We start from the raw sequence: 18,413 nt of genomic DNA, 5'->3' as shown, positions 1-18,413 counted from the left end.
GCTCAGCCTGGTACCAGAGCCTCTTTATCCTGGTACAACCACTACCTGGCACAGGGCCGGCCGGCCCGGCACTCTGGGAGCGTGACGACAGCGATGACCGCCGAACCCGAGACCCGGCGGCACGAGCTCGCCGCCTTCCTGCGCAGCCGGCGCGAGCGCATCAGCCCCGAGCAGGTCGGCCTGCCCCGGGGGCGCCGGCGCCGCACCCCCGGCCTGCGCCGCGAGGAGGTCGCCCACCTCTCCGCCGTCGGCGTCACCTGGTACACCTGGCTCGAGCAGGCCCGGGACATCCAGGTCTCCCCCCAGGTCCTCGACGCCCTCGCCGACGCGCTGCTCCTCGACCCGACCGAGCGCGGCCACCTCTTCGCCCTCGCCGGACAGGCCGACCCCCACCCCGGCGCACCCTGCCCGGCCGTCACCCCCGCCCTGCGCGCGCTCCTGGAGCAGCTGGAGCCCGTCCCCGCCGCCGTCCAGAACAGCCGCTTCGACTTCCTCGCCCACAACCGGACCTTCGGGCGGCTCTTCTGCGACCTCGACGCCCTGCCCCGTGAGGACCGCAACTCCCTCTGGCTGGCCTTCACGAACGAGGACTTCCGGGCGGCGGCCACCGATCTGCCGGAGCTCCTGCCCCTCCTCGCCGGGAAGCTCCGCGCCTCCATGGCCGAGCACCTGGCCGAACCCGCCTGGAAGGCGCTGGTGCGGCGGCTCGAAGCGGCCTCGCCGGAGTTCCGGGAGATCTGGGCCCGGCACGACGTGGTCGCCCCCGGCGGGCGCACCAAGGTCATCAGCAACGCCCATGTGGGCCTGCTCAGGTTCGAGCACACCAACCTCTGGCTCGGCCCGGCCGCCGGACCCCACCTCGTCACGTACATCCCCCTCGACGACGAGACCCGGGCCGGCGTCGAAAGGCTCCTCGCCCTGGTGACCGGGGAACACGGACCGCGGGCGGTCCTGGCCGTGTGAGCTCCGCCATGCGCGGATAGTACGGCTAACTAAAGACCTCCGCGGTGCGCGACAATGGGCCCCATGACCGCGTTCACCCCTCTCGCCATCGGCCCGCACATCGTGCAGCCGCCGGTGGTGCTCGCCCCCATGGCCGGCATCACCAACGCCCCCTTCCGTACCCTCTGCCGCGAGTTCTCCGGCGGCAAGGGGCTGTTCGTGAGCGAGATGATCACGACGCGCGCCCTGGTCGAGCGCAACGAGAAGACAATGCAGCTCATCCGCTTCGACGAGACCGAGAAGCCGCGCTCGATCCAGCTGTACGGGGTGGACCCCGTGACGGTCGGCAAGGCCGTGCGGATGATCGTCGACGAGGACCTGGCCGACCACATCGACCTGAACTTCGGCTGCCCGGTCCCCAAGGTGACGCGGAAGGGCGGCGGCTCGGCCCTGCCCTACAAGCGGCCGCTGCTGCGCGCGATCCTGCACGAGGCCGTGACCAACGCGGGCGACCTGCCGGTCACGATGAAGATGCGCAAGGGCATCGACGACGACCACATCACCTTCCTGGACGCCGGCCGGATCGCCGTGGAGGAGGGCGTCACGGCGATCGCCCTGCACGGGCGGACCGCCGCCCAGCACTACGGCGGTACGGCCGACTGGGACGCGATCGCGCGTCTCAAGGAGCACGTGCCCGAGATCCCGGTGCTCGGCAACGGCGACATCTGGTCGGCCGACGACGCCCTGCGGATGATGCGCGAGACGGGCTGCGACGGTGTGGTGGTCGGACGCGGCTGCCTCGGCCGCCCCTGGCTCTTCGCGGACCTGGTGGCGGGTTTCGAGGGCACGGGCGCCTACGCGGCGCCGGGGCTGCGGGTGGTCGCGGACGCAATGGTGCGGCACGCGCGGCTGCTCGGCGAGTGGCTGGGCGACGAGGCACGCGGTGTCATCGACTTCCGCAAGCATGTGGCCTGGTACCTGAAGGGCTTCTCGGTGGGCTCCGAGATGCGGAAGAAGCTCGCGATCACCTCGTCTCTGGACGAGCTCCGCGCTCAGTTGAGCGAGCTGGACCTGGATCAGCCCTGGCCGGTGGGCGCGGACGGCCCTCGGGGCCGTACGTCCGGAAACAACCGTGTTGTCCTGCCGGACGGCTGGTTGAAGGACCCGTACGACTGCGCCGGAGTGAGCGAGGATGCCGAGCTGGACACGTCCGGCGGCTGAGATTCGGCCTTTCCGGGGGAGTGATCCTCGCCACCCCTGAGGGGGGTGGCGCTCACATGAGCATGTTGCGGTCGACTGCACCGCCTGAAGGGGTGGCACTGGGTGCCACCCCTTTTGCGTTCAAGAGTTGAACGCAAATGCTCGATTGGGCGCTCACGTGAGCGCGGTTCTGCTGGTTTGGGTCAAGGATCCTTCGGGCCGTGAAAGCGGAAGCTTCCGCTCGGTAACTTTCGAAGTGCTGGCGGACGGGTGGTTAAGACCGGATGTCCGCTAGGCGTACCTCCCCAGACGCCTTCGATCTGGGTATGTTCCTCGCCGTCAGGGCAGCCAACCGAGTCATCGAGGAGTCGGGACCCGTGTCGGAAAACAATGATCAGAAGTTCGTGTACGACTTCACCGAGGGCAACAGGGACCTGAAGGACCTGCTCGGTGGCAAGGGCGCGAACCTGGCCGAGATGACCAACCTCGGTCTGCCGGTCCCCCCCGGCTTCACGATCACCACCGAGGCGTGCAAGGTCTACCTCGAGAGCGGCTCGGAGCCCGTCGCGCTCCGCGACGAGGTGTCCGCCCACCTCGACGCGCTCGAGAAGAAGATGGGCAAGAAGCTCGGCCAGGCCGACGACCCGCTGCTCGTCTCCGTCCGCTCCGGAGCCAAGTTCTCCATGCCGGGCATGATGGACACGGTCCTCAACATCGGCCTCTCCGACGAGTCCGTCGCCGGCCTCGCCCGCCAGGCCGACAACGAGCGCTTCGCCTGGGACTCGTACCGGCGCCTCATCCAGATGTTCGGCAAGACCGTCCTCGGTGTCGACGGCGAGCTCTTCGAGGAGGCCCTCGACGAGGCCAAGTCCGCGAAGAAGGTCGCCAGCGACACCGACCTCGACGCCGCCGACCTCAAGAAGGTCGTCAAGCACTTCAAGAAGATCGTGAAGGCCCAGACCGGCCGCGACTTCCCGCAGGACCCGCGCGAGCAGATGGACCTCGCCATCGAGGCGGTCTTCAACTCCTGGAACACGGACCGCGCGAAGCTGTACCGCCGCCAGGAGCGCATCCCGGGCGACCTCGGCACCGCCGTCAACGTCTGCTCGATGGTCTTCGGCAACCTCGGCCCGGACTCCGGCACCGGTGTCGCCTTCACCCGCGACCCCGCCTCCGGCCACCAGGGCGTCTACGGCGACTACCTGCAGAACGCGCAGGGTGAGGACGTCGTCGCCGGTATCCGCAACACCGTGCCGCTGGCCGACCTCGAGTCGATCGACAAGACGTCGTACGACCAGCTCATGCACATCATGGAGACCCTGGAGACCCACTACAAGGATCTCTGCGACATCGAGTTCACCATCGAGCGCGGCCAGCTCTGGATGCTGCAGACCCGCGTCGGCAAGCGCACCGCCGGTGCCGCCTTCCGCATCGCCACCCAGCTCGTGGACCAGGGCCTGATCGACGAGGCCGAGGCGCTCCAGCGCGTCACCGGCGCGCAGCTCGCCCAGCTGATGTTCCCCAAGTTCGACGAGAACGCGAAGGTCGACCAGATCGGGCGCGGCATCGCCGCCTCCCCTGGCGCCGCCGTCGGCAAGGCCGTCTTCGACTCGTACACCGCCGTCAAGTGGTCCCGGTCCGGCGAGAAGGTCATCCTGATCCGCCGCGAGACCAACCCGGACGACCTGGACGGCATGATCGCCGCCGAGGGCATCCTCACCTCCCGCGGCGGCAAGACCTCGCACGCCGCCGTCGTCGCCCGCGGCATGGGCAAGACCTGTGTCTGCGGTGCCGAGGAGCTGGAGGTCGACACCAAGCGCCGCCGGATGACCACGGCCGACGGCCAGGTCGTCGAGGAGGGTGACGTCGTCTCCATCGACGGCTCCACCGGCAAGGTCTACCTTGGTGAGGTACCCGTCGTACCGTCCCCGGTCGTCGAGTACTTCGAGGGCCGGATGCACGCCGGCGCCGACGACGCCGACGAGCTCGTCGCCGCCGTCCACCGGGTCATGGCCTACGCGGACCGCGTCCGCCGCCTCCGGGTCCGCGCCAACGCCGACAACGCCGAGGACGCCAACCGTGCCCGCCGCTTCGGCGCCCAGGGCATCGGCCTCTGCCGCACCGAGCACATGTTCCTCGGTGAGCGCCGCCAGTTCGTCGAGCGGCTGATCCTCGCGGACACGGACGCCGAGCGCGACCAGGCCCTCGAAGCCCTCCTCCCGCTGCAGAAGACGGACTTCGTCGAGCTCTTCGAGGCCATGGACGGGCTGCCCGTCACGGTCCGGCTGCTCGACCCGCCGCTGCACGAGTTCCTGCCCGACATCACCGAGCTCTCGGTGCGCGTCGCCCTCGCCGAGTCCCGCAAGGAGCCGCACGAGAACGACCTGCGCCTGCTCCAGGCCGTGCACCGGCTGCACGAGCAGAACCCGATGCTGGGTCTGCGCGGTGTCCGCCTCGGCCTGGTCATCCCCGGCCTGTTCACCATGCAGGTCCGGGCGATCGCCGAGGCCGCGGCCCAGCGCATCGACGCCAAGGGCGACCCGCGCGTCGAGATCATGATCCCGCTCGTCGGCACCGTCCAGGAGCTGGAGATCGTCCGCGAGGAGGCCGAGACGGTCATCGCCGAGGTCCAGGCCCGCACCGGCGTGGAGCTCAAGCTCGCGCTCGGCACCATGATCGAGCTGCCGCGCGCCGCCGTGACCGCCGGTCAGATCGCCGAGGCCGCCGAGTTCTTCTCCTTCGGCACCAACGACCTGACCCAGACGGTGTGGGGCTTCTCCCGCGACGACGTGGAGGCCTCGTTCTTCACCGCGTACCTGGAGAAGGGCATCTTCGGCGTCAGCCCCTTCGAGACCATCGACAAGGACGGTGTCGGCGCGCTCGTGCGCAGCGCCGTCGAGGCCGGCCGGGCCACCCGCCCCGACATCAAGCTCGGTGTCTGCGGTGAGCACGGCGGCGACCCCGAGTCGGTGCACTTCTTCCACGAGGTCGGCCTCGACTACGTCTCCTGCTCGCCCTTCCGGATTCCGGTGGCGCGTCTGGAGGCGGGCCGCGCGGCCGCCGAGTCCAAGGGCAGCGACAGCCGCTGACCCCGCCGGCTCCCCGGTTCAGGAGTGGCGGTCGGGCCCTCCTGAACCGGGGTTCAGGAACGGCCGCCGGTCCTGCTGAACCCCCGTTCAGCAGCGGCGGCGCGGGATCCACCGGGGCCGCCGCCGGTCATCTCTCACCCTCACCGGCGGGCGGCGGCTCCGGAACCAATAGGGACGGGACGGACACCTTTGTGCGGAGGTGTCCGTCCCGTCGTTTTGATTTTGGGTGAACGTGAGTTCCTGTTCCATCGGGCCGGATTGAATTATTGGCCATTGAACTTTCAGTTTCTTCGGCAAAGAACGGAGCGGGCGCGACCCCCGGATCCCCACCCGGAGGTCGCGCCCTTTACCGATGCCGGGCAGGTGAGCCGCAACCCTCGCCGACCGCCGCCGGACGGGCAAAGCCCCCCACGGTCTTCACCACGTCACCTCGGTCCTGAAGGTTTCCTGCCCGACCCGTACAGCTTTTCGGTTCCGCCCCGATTGCCGCGATGCTTTTCAACTGTGGCTGAAACACCCTGGTAACGGGCAGTGATGCTGTGCATACTCGTCGTCGGGGGTGGTTGCGAGTGCACAGGTGGGGACGTCATGCTGCGGATTCATTTCACCGGAAACGACTTGGCGGGGGTGCGGACGGCCGCCCGGCCCGACGTTCTGTGGGAAACGATTCTGAGCTTTCACCGTTTAAGGGACCGGCGCGGCTCCGTGGTCTACGGAGAATGGCGCTCCGAAACGCGGGGGCGGCTCGGCGGTGAGACCCGGCTCCTCGCGGCGCTCGTGCCGAGCCGCGGCTATTTCCCCGACTTCCTGACGCCCGCCGAGGGCGTCCACGGGCTCGACGAGGGCCTCCAGGCGATCCGCGCGACCGACTCCGGCCGGCTGCGCGCCGAGCTCTCCCTGCTCGCCGCCGACCGCTCGGGCGGCCGTACCGTACCCCACTCGCTCCGTGCCCTCGCCGACGGCGGCGCGGAGCCCTTCGACCGGCTCGTGGGGGCCCTGCGGAGCTACCACCGGGCGGCCGTCGAGCCGTACTGGCCGCACATCCGGGCCCGGGTCGAGGCCGACCGCGCCCGCCGCGGGCGTGCCCTCCTGGACGGCGGCGCCGACGAGCTCCTCGCCTCGCTGCCGCCGATGCTGCGCTGGCGTGCGCCCGTCCTGGAGGCCGACTACCCGGTCGACCGGGACGTCCACCTCGACGGGCGGGGACTGCTGCTCCAGCCCTCGTACTTCTGCCGGGGGACCCCCGTCGTGCTGCGCGACCCCGCGCTGCCGCCGGTCCTCGTCTACCCCGTCACCCACGGCGAGGCGCCGACCGTCCGGGCACCGGGCGGCTCCTCGCTCGCCAAGCTGGTCGGCCACACCCGCTCGGCCGTCCTGCACGCCATCGGCGACGGCGGCACGACGAGCGAACTCGCCCGCCGGGCCGGGGTGTCGCTGGCCTCGGCGAGCCAGCACGCGGGCGTGCTCCGCGAGGCCGGGCTCATCGCGACCCTGCGCCACGGCAACGCGGTCCTGCACACGCTCACGCCGTTGGGCGCCGCCCTGCTCGGCGGCGCCCAACGGACGGTGGACCTACGGTGCCACGCGGGGCGCTACGCGCGGAACGGGCCGGTCACCTCGTAGGTGATGCCGCCCGACGAGCTGCCGCTCGTGCCCCGCTGGCTGGAGAAGTACAGCCGCTTGCCGTCGGGGGAGAAGGCGGGGCCGCAGATCTCGGAGGAGGACTGGCCGCCGATCCGCAGGAAGGGCGCCACGACGTCGTCCGGGGTGATGACGCAGATCTCCATGTTGCCGCCGTCCTCGGCGACGAAGAGGTCACCGGAGGAGGAGCCGGTGACGTTGTCGACGCCGGTCAGCGGGGCGCCGCCGACCACCAGGGAGTCGTCGTAGGCCAGTTCGTAGGTGCCGGCCGCCAGGTTGAGCTGCCACAGCCGGTTGTCGCCCTTGGTGGTGAACCAGACCGTGTCGTTGGCGTAGTGGCAGCCCTCGCCGCCGTTGAACTTCTTGGCGGCCGAGACCTGGTAGCGGGTGGCGGTGGGGGAGCCGTCCGCGTCGGGCACGTTCTGCCAGGTGAACGAGCCGGAGGTGGCGGTGCCCGCCACAAGCACCTGGAGGGTGCCGGAGGAGAGGTTGCCCCAGGTGGACGGGACGAAGCGGTAGAAGCAGCCGTCGGACTTGTCCTCGGTCAGGTAGACCGCCCGGCGGACCGGGTCGGCCGCCGCGGCCTCGTGGTTGAACCGGCCCATCGCGGCCCGGCGGACGGCGGCGTTCACACCCCACGGGTCGGTCTCGTAGACGTAGCCCGTGTCGACCTCCTCGCAGGAGAGCCAGGTGTTCCACGGGGTCTTGCCGCCCGCGCAGTTGCGGTTGGTGTTCCCGAGGATGCGGTAGGCCGAGGTGACGGTGCCCGAGGAGTTGAACTTCAGCGCGCTCGCGCCGCCGGTGCTGGAGATCTCCGAGTTGGAGACGTAGATCCAGCCGGTGCCGTCGGCGAAGCAGGCGCCGCCGTCAGGGGCGTTGTGCCAGGTGTACGAGGTGCCGGCCACGGTCTGGCCGGACCGGGCGATGATCCGGCTGGTGAACCCGGCGGGCAGCTGGATGCCGTTGGCGTTGGCGGCGCCGAGCGCCCCGTACGGGCCCGCGCCCGGCTGGGCGGGGGCCGCGTAGGCGGCCCCGCGCATCAGGGTGCCGCCGAAGGCCGCCGCCGACGTGCCGATGACCGCTCCACGCAGGAAACTGCGTCGCTCCACGTCTCACTCCTGAGAAGGGTGGTGAACCGCCCCGCCATGCCGGTCGGCGGCGGGGTCGCGCGCTTCCGGAACCTAGGAGTACCGAATTGACTGTGCATCAACAAGCGGTGAAGGGGAAGCGGCGGGCATCGGGCAAAGGGCCGCGCTGTCGGTGACGGCCGCTATTTTCGAGCCATGTCGCCCGCACGTTCGAGGCGCGTCTTCTCGCCTCGGCGAAGCTCCCCGGAGGCCGCGCCCCTGGTCAGCGGCGAAGGCTTCGAGAGCCGCCGCGACGGCGCCCGCCGCGCCCTGCTGCTCCACGGCGACGACCTGGAGGTCCACGACCTGGAGGCCCTGCTCGCCGGCGAGCGGGCGCCGACGGCCGCCTTCCCGGTGCCGTGGCCCGCGAGGACCCCCGCCACTGGCTCCTCGACGCCCCCGGCCTGGAGATACGCGGAATCGTCACCTACCCCTCCGGCCCCGCCGACAGCCTGGTCCGTCCTCTCGGGGACGGCAGCTGGCTCACGTACGACGAGCGGAGCGAGACGCTGAGCCGCTGGACCGTGGCGGGGGGCTGAGTCCGCGGGCGGCCCTCGTACGAGCGGGGGGTCGGGGGACCTTCGGCACTTGGGGGGTGGCCGGCTCGTGGGCACACTGGACGCATGCGTGCCACCCGGGACATCCGCGACCGCGACGACCTCGACGTACTGCTGCGCCGCTTCTACGCCGCGGCCTTCGCCGACCCGCTCATCGGGCCGTTCTTCACCGAGATCGCCGGCACCGACCTGGAGGCCCACCTGCCGCGCATCACCGACTTCTGGGAGCGCGCCCTCCTCCGTACCGCCGCCTACGGGCACGACGCCTTCGCCCCGCACGCCGCCCTCCACTCCGCGAGGCCGCTCACCGCCGCCCACTTCGGCCGCTGGGTGCAGCTCTGGCACGCCACCGTCGACGGCCTTCACGCCGGGCCGCGGGCCGAGCGGGCCAAGGCGCAGGGCGAGCGGATCGCCCTCGCCATGCTGCGGCGGCTCGCCGGGCCCGCGGCGGAGACCGGCGGCGGCACCGGGGGGTTCGTCCCGCTGGCGGCACTGCGGCTGCGTTCGGTGGCCTGAACGGAGGAACTTCGGGGAATCGCCGGAAGAGCGATGAGTTCCGGGCGGGACGCCCGTCTTACCTCCTGAGAGCGCCGGAACGCACCGAGCGGGCCGGACCGAAGGAAGAGAGAGAACGTCATGGCCCCGCAGATGATCTTCGTGAACCTGCCCGTGAAGGACCTCGACGCCAGCAAGGCGTTCTACGAGAAGCTCGGCTACTCCATCAACCCGCAGTTCAGCGATGAGACCGCCGCGTGTGTGGTCATCAGCGACACGATCTTCGTGATGCTGCTCACCGAGGAGAAGTTCAAGAGCTTCACCGCCCCGGGCAAGGACATCGCCGACGCCACGAAGGCCACCGAGGTGCTCATCACCCTGAGCGCCGAGAGCCGCGCGAAGGCCGACGAGCTGGCCGACGCGGCCCTCGCCGCCGGCGGCAGCCCGGCGAAGGAGCCGATGGACATGGGCTTCATGTACGGCCGCTCCTTCGCCGACCTGGACGGCCACCACTGGGAGGTCTTCTGGATGGACCCGGCGGCCACCCAGGGCTGAGAGCCCTGGGCCCCGGCGGCCACCCAAGGCCGAGCCTCCTGGGTCCCGGCGGCCACCCAGGGCCGAGCCTCCTGGGCCCCGGCGGCCCACCCAAGACCGAGCCCCCTGGGCCCCCCGGCGGCACCCAGGGCCGAGCCCTCCAGGTCCGGTGCGGCCGCCCACGGCGATCCCCCGGTCCCGGCCCCCGGCGTGCGTCAGGCGGAGACCCCGCCGTCGATCACCAGGTCGGTGCCGACGGCGGAGCCCGCCGCGTCGGAGGCGAGATACAGCACGGCCTCCGCGATCTCGTCGGCCGACGAGATCCGGCCGAGCGGGGACTGCTCCTTCATCCGGACCGCCCGCTCCGCCTCGGTCTCGCCGGGCAGCAGCGACATCGTGGACTCCGCGGCCCCCGGGCTGACCGCGTTGATCCGGACCCCGTCGGCGATGTGGTCCAGGGCCGCGGCCCTGGTGAGGGCCGAGACGGCCGCCTTCGAGACCTGGTAGCCGAAGACTCCGGGGATCCGGACGTGAGGGCCCAGGTTGGACGAGATGTTCACGATCGCCCCGCCGCCGTGCGCCCGCATGTGCGCCACCTCGGCCTGCAGGGCGTGCAGCACCCCCGTCACGTTGATGTCGAGCAGCGTCTGCCAGTCCTCCAGGGGGAAATCGGCCGCGCTGTAACCGCCCCGGAAGACGCCGGCGTTGTTCACGGCGACATCGAGCCCCCCGAAGAGCTCGACCGTGCGCCGGACCAGCGCCCGCGTCGACTCGGCGCCGGACACGTCGGCCGTGACCGCGGCCGCGGTGCCCCCGGCGGCCTCGATCAGCCCGTCTCTTCGAGGGGTCCTGCGGAGCGGCCGGCCACGACGACCTTCGCGCCCTCGGCGGCGAAGGCGAGCGCGATGGCCCGGCCGAGACCGGAGCCGCCGCCGGTGACGAGGACGGTGCGGTCGGCGAAGCGTGCGGATGATGCGGACATATGAGTCAACTCCCCTGTGTCGGCTTCCGGTTGGAAGCCCGTGCTGCTACGTGGTGCGGATCGTGACGGCCGCGAGAGCGGTGAACAGGGCGGCCGCGGCCGCCAGCGACACCGCGTCGCCGCCGAGGGTGAGCAGTGCGGCGAAGAGCACGGTCGGCCCGAGCTCCATCGCCGTGTTCAGGACGCCGCCCGCGAGTCCCGCGCGGTCCGTCGGGACGCCCTCGACGGCGAGGACGGCCGCGCCCGCGAAGGACAGGGCGCCACCGGCCGGCAGGAGCAGGAGGCCGGGCAGTAGCCCGTACGCGTACGGGACGGAGCCGTCGAAGCCGGTCGCGGCGAGCAGACCGAGCCCGGCGGCGGCCGTGCCGAGCCCGGCTCCGGTCACCCGCCCGGGGCCGTACCGCCCGATCAGCGGGCCCGCGAGCCGGCCCGAGCCGAGCAGCGCGGCCGCGAAGGGGGCGAAGGCGGCGGAGGTGAGCGGCGCGGACCAGCCGCGCCCCTCCTGGAGGGCGAGGGACAGCAGCACGAAGACCGTGGCCGTTCCGGCCGCCGTGAGCCCGATCGCCGCGAGGCCCAGGGCGCGGCGGCCGTCGCGCAGGAAGTCCGGCGGCAGGAGAGGGTCGGCCGTCCGCCGCTCCAGGGCCGCGAAGGCCGCGAGGAGCGCCACTCCGGTGACCAGCGGTACGAGGACGGGGGCCGATCCCCACGAGTGGGCGTCGGTGAGGACGAGTCCGAAGCTGGCGAGCGTGATCCCGGCGGTCGCGAGCAGCGCGCCGGGCAGGTCCAGGGCCCGGCCCGTGCCGGGCGGGGTCGCGGGCAGCAGCCGGGGTGCGAGGAGCAGTGCGGCGAGGGTCACGGCGACCGGTACGGCGAAGGTGCCGCGCCAGGAGGAGGCGGCCGCGATCACCCCGGAGAGCAGGTTTCCCGCGGTCGCGCCGAGCACGGAGAGCCCGCCCCAGGTGGCCATCGCCCGGCCGTACGCGACCGGTGCGGGGAACAGTGCCCGGAGTACGGCCATCGCGGCCGGGGCGACGAGCGCCGCGCCGATGCCCTGCCCGAAGCGCGCGGCGAGCAGGGCCTCGTACCCGGGGGCGAGCGGCGCGAGGGCGGAGGCGGCGCCGAAGGTCAGGAGCCCGGCGGTGAGGGTCCGGCGTCCGCCGAACCGGTCGGCGAGCCGGCCGCCGAGCAGGAGCAGCCCGGCGAAGGTCAGCCCGTAGGCGGCGCTCAGCAGGATCAGGTCGGCGCGGTCGAGCCGGAACTCGGCGCCGATGCGGGGGAGGGGGACGGCGAGGGCGGCGAGCGTGAAGATGAGCGCCATCTGGACGCCGCCGAGGAGGATGAACCCGCCGCGGGCGCGGGACCCTCGGTCGCGGGCGTCGGGCCGATGGTGGCCGGTGGTTCCGTCGCGCTCGCGCGCCTGCGCCTCTTGCATCGGTCCATCCCCCCTGGGCAGTGCTTTATTTGACCGTACGTTCCAATATGAGGCCGAAGAAAGGGCGCCCATGAGGGCGCCTCTTCCTCAGTCCAGCAGGCTCAGCGCCTGTTCCGTCGCGTCCCGCACCCGGCCCGGGTCGCTCGACACCTTGCCGACCACCCGGATGCCCTGCATCAGGACGAGCAGCATCCGGGCCAGGGCCCGGGGGTCCCGGTCCGCCGGGAGTTCGCCCCCGGCGCGGGCCCGGGTGAGCGCGGCGTACAGGAGCGTCTCGATCAGCTCCCAGCTCAGATCGACCCGGCGCGCGACGGTGGTGTCGTGCGGCCCCAGTTCCGCCGCCGAGTTGGTGACGAAGCAGCCGTTCAGGCGCTCCTCGTCCGCCGACGCCTGGGCGGCGAAGCGGCGGACGAGCGCGCGGACGGCCGGCAGGGCCGGGCCCGGCGCCGACAGTTCCTCGACGATCGCCGGGTCGCGGGTCTCCAGGTAGCGGTCCATCGCCTTCAGGTACAGCTCGTGCTTGTTCCCGAAGGTCGCGTAGAGGCTGGCCCGGCCGATGCCGAGGTGCTCCACGAGGTCCGACAGGGTCGTCGCCTCGTAACCCCGCGCCCAGAACAGCCCGAGGGCTGCGTCGAGCGCGGCGTCCGGATCGAATTCCTTGGTCCTGGCCACAGGAGGACCGTACGACTATCCGGAACGAACGGTCAAGTTACTTGCCGCGTACCGGATAGACCGCGACCGCCACCTCGTCGTCGTCCAGGCACCGCCCCGTCTCCAGGTCGAAGCGCTGCTTCAGAAGCGGCGAGGCCACGAACGGCCGGCCGTCGACGGAGCCGACGAGCCCCCGGGAGAGCACCTGCGCCCCCGTGAAGGGGTCGCGGTTGTCGATCGCGTAGACCCGCCCCGACCGGTCCCGGAAGACCGCCGCCTGCCGGCCGTCGGGCAGCAGTGCCGCCACACCCCGGCCGGGGGTCAGCCGGGACTCCTCGCAGACCGTCACCCACGCGTCGGGGGCGGGGGAGACTTCGAGCGTCGTCGTGGTGGTGAGGGAGGTGAGAGTCGTCGTCATCGGGAGGAAGCCCCTTCCAGCGTGCTGTTCGTCCTGCCGAGCGTCAGGATCGTGAGGTCCGGCTTGATCTGGTCGCGCTCCGGCACGAACCGGACCGACGGGTCCGGCGCGTCGGGCGCGTTCACGAAGGAGACGAACCGCCGCAGCCGCTCCGGGTCGTCCAGGGTCTGCGCCCACTCGTCCTGGTAGTCGTCGACGTGCGCGGCCATCAGCGCCTCCAGCTCGTCGCAGAGCCCGAGCGAGTCGTGCACCACCACGTCCTTGAGGTGGCCGAGTCCGCCCTCCAGGCGCTCCAGCCACGTCGACGTCCGCTCAAGACGGTCCGCCGTCCGGATGTAGAACATCAGGAACCGGTCGATGAGCCGCACCAGTTCGGCGTCCGACAGGTCCTGCGCGAGCAGGTCCGCGTGGCGCGGGGTCGCGCCGCCGTTCCCGCCGACGTACAGGTTCCAGCCGTTGGCCGTCGCGATGATCCCGAAGTCCTTCGACTGGGCCTCGGCGCACTCGCGGGCGCAGCCCGAGACCGCCGACTTCAGCTTGTGCGGGGCGCGCAGGCCCCGGTAGCGCAGCTCCAGCTGGATCGCCATCTTCACCGAGTCCTGGACGCCGTAGCGGCACCAGGTCTGCCCGACGCAGGACTTCACCGTGCGCAGCGACTTGCCGTACGCGTGCCCCGACTCGAAGCCCGCGTCCACCAGGCGGGTCCAGATCGCCGGGAGCTGGTCCACCCGGGCGCCGAAGAGGTCGATGCGCTGGCCGCCGGTGATCTTCGTGTAGAGGCCGAAGTCCCGGGCCACCTCGCCGATCACGATCAGCTTGTCCGGGGTGATCTCACCGCCGGGGATGCGCGGCACGACCGAGTAGGAGCCGTTGCGCTGCATGTTGGCGAGGAAGTGGTCGTTGGTGTCCTGGAGCGAGGCCTGCTCGCCGTCCAGGATGTAACCGTTGTTCAGGGACGCGAGGATCGATCCGACGGTCGGCTTGCAGACCTCGCAGCCCTCACCGCCCTTCGCCCCGTCCCGGCCGTGCGAGTCGAGCAGCGCGGCGAACGAGGTGATCCGCAGGGTGCGGGCGATCTCGTAGAGCTCGCTCCGGGTGTACGAGAAGCAGCCGCAGAGGCCCTTGTCCTTGGGCGCAGGCAGCAGCTTCTCGATCACCTTCACGCAACTGCCGCAGCCGGTACCCGCCTTGGTGCACTTCTTCACCTCGGCCAGCGACTCGCACTGGCCGATCGCGTGCTTCGTCACGTTGTGGCAGGAGCAGATCACCGCGTCGTCCGGCAGCGCCGAGGGGCCGAGCGCCACCGGCGCGCCGACACCGGCCGGAAGCACCAGCTGCTCGGGGGAGACGGGCGGCACGGAACCGGTCAGCGGGCGAAGCAGCCCGTACTGCTCGGCGTCCCCGACGAGGACACCGCCGAGCAGCACCCCGTCACCGGAGATCACCAGCTTCTTGTAGACACCCGAGCGGGAGTCCGAGTAGACGACGTCGAGGCAGCCCTCGGCCGCGCCGTGCGCGTCACCGAAGGAGGCGACGTCCACACCGAGCAGCTTCAGCTTCGTCGACATGTCGGCCCCGGTGAAACCGGTCCCGACCTCGTCCGCCAGGGTCGCGGCCACCGTCTGCGCCATCTCGTAGCCCGGCGCCACCAGGCCGTACACCCGGCCGTCGGAGGCCAGCGCGCACTCGCCGATCGCGAACACGGCGGGGTCGGACGTCCGGCACAGCTCGTCGACCGCGATGCCGCCGCGCTCCCCGACGGTGAGGCCGCAGTCGCGGGCCAGCTGGTCCCGGGGGCGTACACCGGCCGAGAACACCACCATGTCGGTGGCGACCTCGGAACCGTCCGAGAGCTTCATGCCGGTCACGGCGCCGTCCGCCGTCACGACCTCCTGCGTGCCCGTCCCGGTGTGGACGGTCAGACCCATCCGCTCGATCGTACGGAGCAGGGCGGCGCCGCCGCCCTCGTCGACCTGCACCGGCATGAGACGCGGCGCGAACTCCACCACGTGGGTGTCGAGGCCGAGCCCCTTCAGGGCGCCCGCCGCCTCGAGGCCGAGCAGACCGCCGCCGACGACCGCACCGGTCGTCGCCGTCTTCGCGTACTCCTCGATCGCGAGGAGGTCCTCGATCGTGCGGTAGACGAAACAGCCGCGGGCGTCCTTGCCGGGCACCGGCGGGACGAACGGGTACGAGCCGGTGGCCAGGACGAGCGAGTCGTACGCGAAGACCTGCCCGGAGCGGGCGGTGACCGTACGGGCCTCCCGGTCCACCGACTCCGCCGGATCGCCGACGTACAGCTCGATGCCGTGCTTCTCCATGAAGCCCGCCTCGACCATCGACAGGTCGTCGGGGGTCTTGCCGGAGAAGTACGAGGTCAGCTGCACACGGTCGTACGCCGGGCGCGGTTCCTCGCAGAGGACCACGATCCTGGCCCGCTCGGTGACCCCACGGTCGGCGAGCGACTCCAGGAACCGCTGGCCGACCATTCCGTGGCCGACCAGGACGATCGTCGGGGTGTGCGCGGTCATGTCAGCGCTCATGTCAGGAGCCTCCGTCGTGGGTGAGCAGGTGGAGCAGGGGGGCGTCGGGGAGGGCCTCGTCGCCCTCCCACGCCTGGGCGAGCGAGCCGACCGCGGCCAGATCGCCGAGGAGGACGCCCCCGACGAGCCGGTCACCGCGGACGACGACCTTGCGGTACGCGCTGCGCGTGGCGTCGGTGAGCTGGACGACGTCGTCGCCCGGCCGGGGGGTGGCCTCGCCGAACGCGGCGAGGTCGAGGGGGCGGGCACCGCCGAGGGTGAGCCGGGTGAGGGCGCGGGTGCCGGTGTACCCCGTGGTGGGCGTGACGTGGGTGAGCAGGTCCGCCAGGACGTCGGCCTGTTCGAGCGCCGGCCCCGCGAGGCCGTACACCCGGCCCGCGTGCTCCGCGCAGTCCCCGACCGCGTGGATGTACGGATCGGACGTCCGCAGCTCGTCGTCGACGAGGACGCCCCGGCCGACGTCGAGCCCCGCCTCCCGGGCGAGGGCGACCCGCGGCCGCACCCCGCAGGCCAGGACCACGACCTGGGCGTCGAGCACGAAGCCGTCGGCCAGCTCGACCGCCGTCACCGCCCCGTCCCGCTGCCGGAGGCCGCTCACCCGGCACTCGGTGTGCACCTCGACCCCGAGGTCCTCGACGTGCTCCCGCAGCAGGGCCGAGGCGTGCGCGTCGAGCTGGCGTTCCATCAGGCGCTCGCCCTGCTGCGTGAGGACCACCTCCGCGCCGAGGGCCGCGAGGGCCCGCGCCGCCGAGACCCCGAGGAGCCCGCCGCCGATGACCACCGCCCGCGTCCCGGGCCGGACCCGGTCGCGCAGTGCCAGGCAGTCGTCGAGCGTACGGAAGGCGTGGACGCCCTCAGGCAGCTCCGCGCCGCGCAGTCCGCGCAGCGGCGGCAGCACCGGGTTGGAGCCCGTGGCGAGGACCAGCCGGTCGTAGCCGACGAGCGAGCCGTCCGCGCACTCCACCGTCCGCGCCGCCCGGTCGATCCGCACGGCCCGCACCCCGAGCCGTACCGGCTCCCGGGGCTCGGGCAGGGCGATGACCTCGGGGGCGTACCGCCCGGCGAGGACGTCGGCGAGCAGCACCCTGTTGTAGGGGGCGTGCGGCTCCTCGCCGAGGAGGGTGACGGGCAGGCGCTGGGCGAGCCGGGCGCCCGCCGTCCCGCCCCCGACCACCACGATCCGTGTACTCATACCGGGAAGCGTGCGCGGCCGGTGTTACCCGACGGCATCCCGACTGTTTCCCGTACGGAACGCTGATCTCCGCCACGGCCCGGGTCCGCTGTGAGGGCCAGGGGCGGCCGACGGGCCGCAACCTCAGAGATTGCTCAACGTTCAGGAGATCGATGGACGGGGCAACGATCCCCTCCCTAGGCTCGCGATCATGCCGGAGATCACCCTGACCACTCTTGTCCTGCTCTGCCTCGCCGCGCTGGTGGCGGGCTGGATCGACGCCGTGGTCGGCGGCGGTGGACTGCTCCTGCTGCCCGCCCTGCTGCTCGGGCTGCCGAACGTCCCGCACACCTACGCCCTCGGCACCAACAAGGCCGTCGCGATCGTCGGCACCACCGGCGCGGCCGTCACCTTCGTCCGCAAGGCACCCGTCCAGGTCTGGACGGCGGTACGGGTCGGGCTCGCGGCCCTCGCCGGCTCCATGGGCGGGGCCTTCTTCGCGGCCGGGATCAGCGACGCCGTCCTCCGCCCCGTGATCATGGTGGTGCTCGTGGCGGTGGCGGCCTTCGTCATCCTGCGGCCCTCCTTCGGGGCACGGCCCGAAGGGGCGGACCGGGCGCCGCTCACCCGTGCGCGGATCGTCACCGCGATCGTCGTCGTGGGCGGCGGGATCGGCTTCTACGACGGCATGTTCGGGCCCGGCACGGGCACCTTCCTGGTCCTCGCCCTGACCGCCGTGCTCCACCTCGACCTGGTGACGGCCTCCGCCACCGCCAAGATCGTCAACGTCTGCACCAACGCCGGCGCCCTCGCGATGTTCGCGTACCAGGGCAGCGTGTACTGGCAGCTCGCGGCCGTCATGGCCGTATTCAATCTGGCGGGCGGGATGCTCGGGGCCAGGATGGCGCTGAGCAAGGGCACCGAGTTCGTGCGCGGGGTGCTGCTCGTCGTGGTCTTCTCGCTGGTCGCGAAGCTGGGCTTCGACCAGTGGGCGTGACCGTCTACCGGACGCCGATGAGGTGGCCGAAGGCGACCACGTTCCCCTGGTAGCCGTTCTTCTTCGAGAAGCCGCCGCCGCAGGTGATCACCCGGATCTCGGCCCGGTCGGCCTCGTCGTACACCTTCCGGTCCGGGAAGTCCTTGTTCTCGTACACCTCGACCGCGTCGACCGTGAACACGGCGGTCCTGCCGTCCTGCCGGTCCACCTCGATCCGGTGGCCCTTCCTCAGCGCGCCGAGCGTGTAGAAGACGGCGGGCCCCTCGGCGTTGTCGACGTGGCCCGCGACGATCGCCGTTCCCTTGGCGCCGGGCGGGGTGCCGTCCGCGTACCAGCCGGCCATGTTCCGGTTCCCGGCCGGCGGTACGTCGAGCGAACCGTCCGCGGCCAGGCCGAGCCGCATCATCGGCGTGTCCACGTCGGTCTCGGGGATGCGCAGCCTGACCGGCGCCGAGGGCGGCAGCGGGTCGGCGGCCGCGTCCGTGTGCACGCTCGGCCCGGCGGCGAAGGCCTGCGCGGCCGACGGTACGGGAGGGGTGACGTGCTCCGAGCCGTTCTGGACGAGCCAGAGGCCGACGCAGGCGGCCACGGCTATGCCCCAGCCCTTGCTCCTGTTGCTCACTGGGTTCCCTCG

15 protein-coding genes and 1 pseudogene are annotated in these 18,413 nt (G+C 72.0%); 8 read left to right on the top strand and 8 right to left on the bottom strand.

Annotated features, from left to right (window positions below; all coding sequences use genetic code 11):
- Nucleotides 1–93: 93 nt before the first annotated feature.
- From ACFVYX_RS00685 to ACFVYX_RS00670, 4 genes are all read left to right on the top strand, one after another.
- Entirely contained in the window at nt 94–963 is an 870-nt protein-coding gene (locus ACFVYX_RS00685; protein WP_389679483.1) for a helix-turn-helix domain-containing protein, read from the top strand.
- 63 nt (nt 964–1,026) lie between these two features.
- Complete coding sequence (gene dusB, locus ACFVYX_RS00680) at nt 1,027–2,163, top strand: tRNA dihydrouridine synthase DusB (RefSeq protein ID WP_389679090.1); 1,137 nt, start codon at nt 1,027–1,029, stop codon at nt 2,161–2,163.
- Nucleotides 2,164–2,519: 356 nt separating this feature from the next.
- Nucleotides 2,520–5,231 carry a pyruvate, phosphate dikinase gene (gene ppdK / locus ACFVYX_RS00675; RefSeq protein ID WP_389679089.1) on the top strand — a complete coding sequence of 904 codons (2,712 nt, stop codon included), beginning with the start codon at nt 2,520–2,522 and terminating at the stop codon, nt 5,229–5,231.
- 588 nt (nt 5,232–5,819) lie between these two features.
- On the top strand, nt 5,820–6,854 hold the full coding sequence (locus tag ACFVYX_RS00670) for a helix-turn-helix domain-containing protein (RefSeq protein WP_389679088.1): 1,035 nt from the start codon (nt 5,820–5,822) through the stop codon (nt 6,852–6,854).
- On the opposite strand, the gene ACFVYX_RS00665 is transcribed toward ACFVYX_RS00670, so the two are convergent.
- Nucleotides 6,824–7,981 (bottom strand): alkaline phosphatase PhoX, encoded by a 1,158-nt coding sequence (locus ACFVYX_RS00665; protein WP_389679087.1) that lies wholly within the window; start codon nt 7,979–7,981, stop codon nt 6,824–6,826. The two genes, ACFVYX_RS00670 and ACFVYX_RS00665, sit on opposite strands and share 31 nt — an antisense overlap.
- A gap of 377 nt (nt 7,982–8,358) precedes the next feature.
- Here ACFVYX_RS00665 and ACFVYX_RS00660 point away from each other — a divergent pair, with 377 nt between their 5' ends.
- The 3 genes from ACFVYX_RS00660 (at nt 8,359) to ACFVYX_RS00650 (ending at nt 9,606) form a co-directional block, all read left to right on the top strand.
- Nucleotides 8,359–8,538, top strand: a complete 180-nt coding sequence (locus tag ACFVYX_RS00660) for a hypothetical protein (protein ID WP_389679086.1) — start codon at nt 8,359–8,361, stop codon at nt 8,536–8,538.
- An 84-nt stretch (nt 8,539–8,622) separates the two neighbouring features.
- The gene (locus ACFVYX_RS00655) at nt 8,623–9,072 is read left to right on the top strand and encodes a group III truncated hemoglobin (RefSeq protein ID WP_389679085.1); all 450 of its coding nucleotides are present in this window, start codon (nt 8,623–8,625) and stop codon (nt 9,070–9,072) included.
- 120 nt (nt 9,073–9,192) lie between these two features.
- Nucleotides 9,193–9,606, top strand: coding sequence for a VOC family protein (locus ACFVYX_RS00650; protein ID WP_389679084.1), 414 nt, complete (start codon nt 9,193–9,195; stop codon nt 9,604–9,606).
- A gap of 194 nt (nt 9,607–9,800) precedes the next feature.
- Here the strand turns inward: ACFVYX_RS00650 and ACFVYX_RS00645 are convergent.
- The 6 genes and pseudogenes from ACFVYX_RS00645 to ACFVYX_RS00620 all read right to left on the bottom strand — a co-directional run bounded on the left by ACFVYX_RS00645 (nt 9,801) and on the right by ACFVYX_RS00620 (nt 16,803).
- Nucleotides 9,801–10,567, bottom strand: a pseudogene (locus ACFVYX_RS00645) (SDR family NAD(P)-dependent oxidoreductase).
- Nucleotides 10,568–10,613: 46 nt separating this feature from the next.
- Nucleotides 10,614–11,999: an MFS transporter gene (locus tag ACFVYX_RS00640; RefSeq protein WP_389679083.1), complete on the bottom strand. Its 1,386-nt coding sequence runs from the start codon at nt 11,997–11,999 to the stop codon at nt 10,614–10,616.
- Between the two features lie 87 nt (nt 12,000–12,086).
- Nucleotides 12,087–12,671 carry a TetR/AcrR family transcriptional regulator gene (locus ACFVYX_RS00635; RefSeq protein ID WP_389679082.1) on the bottom strand — a complete coding sequence of 195 codons (585 nt, stop codon included), beginning with the start codon at nt 12,669–12,671 and terminating at the stop codon, nt 12,087–12,089.
- A gap of 37 nt (nt 12,672–12,708) precedes the next feature.
- Nucleotides 12,709–13,068 (bottom strand): nitrite reductase small subunit NirD, encoded by a 360-nt coding sequence (gene nirD, locus ACFVYX_RS00630; RefSeq protein WP_389679081.1) that lies wholly within the window; start codon nt 13,066–13,068, stop codon nt 12,709–12,711.
- The gene (nirB, locus tag ACFVYX_RS00625) at nt 13,065–15,611 is read right to left on the bottom strand and encodes a nitrite reductase large subunit NirB (protein ID WP_389679080.1); all 2,547 of its coding nucleotides are present in this window, start codon (nt 15,609–15,611) and stop codon (nt 13,065–13,067) included. The genes nirD and nirB overlap by 4 nt, the downstream gene beginning before the upstream one ends.
- 1 nt (nt 15,612) lies before the next feature.
- Nucleotides 15,613–16,803, bottom strand: a complete 1,191-nt coding sequence (locus ACFVYX_RS00620; RefSeq protein WP_389679079.1) for an NAD(P)/FAD-dependent oxidoreductase — start codon at nt 16,801–16,803, stop codon at nt 15,613–15,615.
- 190 nt (nt 16,804–16,993) lie between these two features.
- Here ACFVYX_RS00620 and ACFVYX_RS00615 point away from each other — a divergent pair, with 190 nt between their 5' ends.
- Nucleotides 16,994–17,779 carry a sulfite exporter TauE/SafE family protein gene (locus ACFVYX_RS00615; RefSeq protein WP_389679078.1) on the top strand — a complete coding sequence of 262 codons (786 nt, stop codon included), beginning with the start codon at nt 16,994–16,996 and terminating at the stop codon, nt 17,777–17,779.
- 4 nt (nt 17,780–17,783) lie between these two features.
- Here the strand turns inward: ACFVYX_RS00615 and ACFVYX_RS00610 are convergent, their stop codons facing one another.
- Nucleotides 17,784–18,401, bottom strand: a complete 618-nt coding sequence (locus ACFVYX_RS00610; protein ID WP_389679077.1) for a class F sortase — start codon at nt 18,399–18,401, stop codon at nt 17,784–17,786.
- Between the last annotated feature and the right edge of the window lie 12 nt (nt 18,402–18,413).

Origin of the sequence: Streptomyces sp. NPDC058326 (assembly GCF_042879855.1) — a bacterium.
Classification (GTDB): domain Bacteria; phylum Actinomycetota; class Actinomycetes; order Streptomycetales; family Streptomycetaceae; genus Streptomyces.
This window is presented reverse-complemented; position numbering and strand designations above follow the sequence as displayed.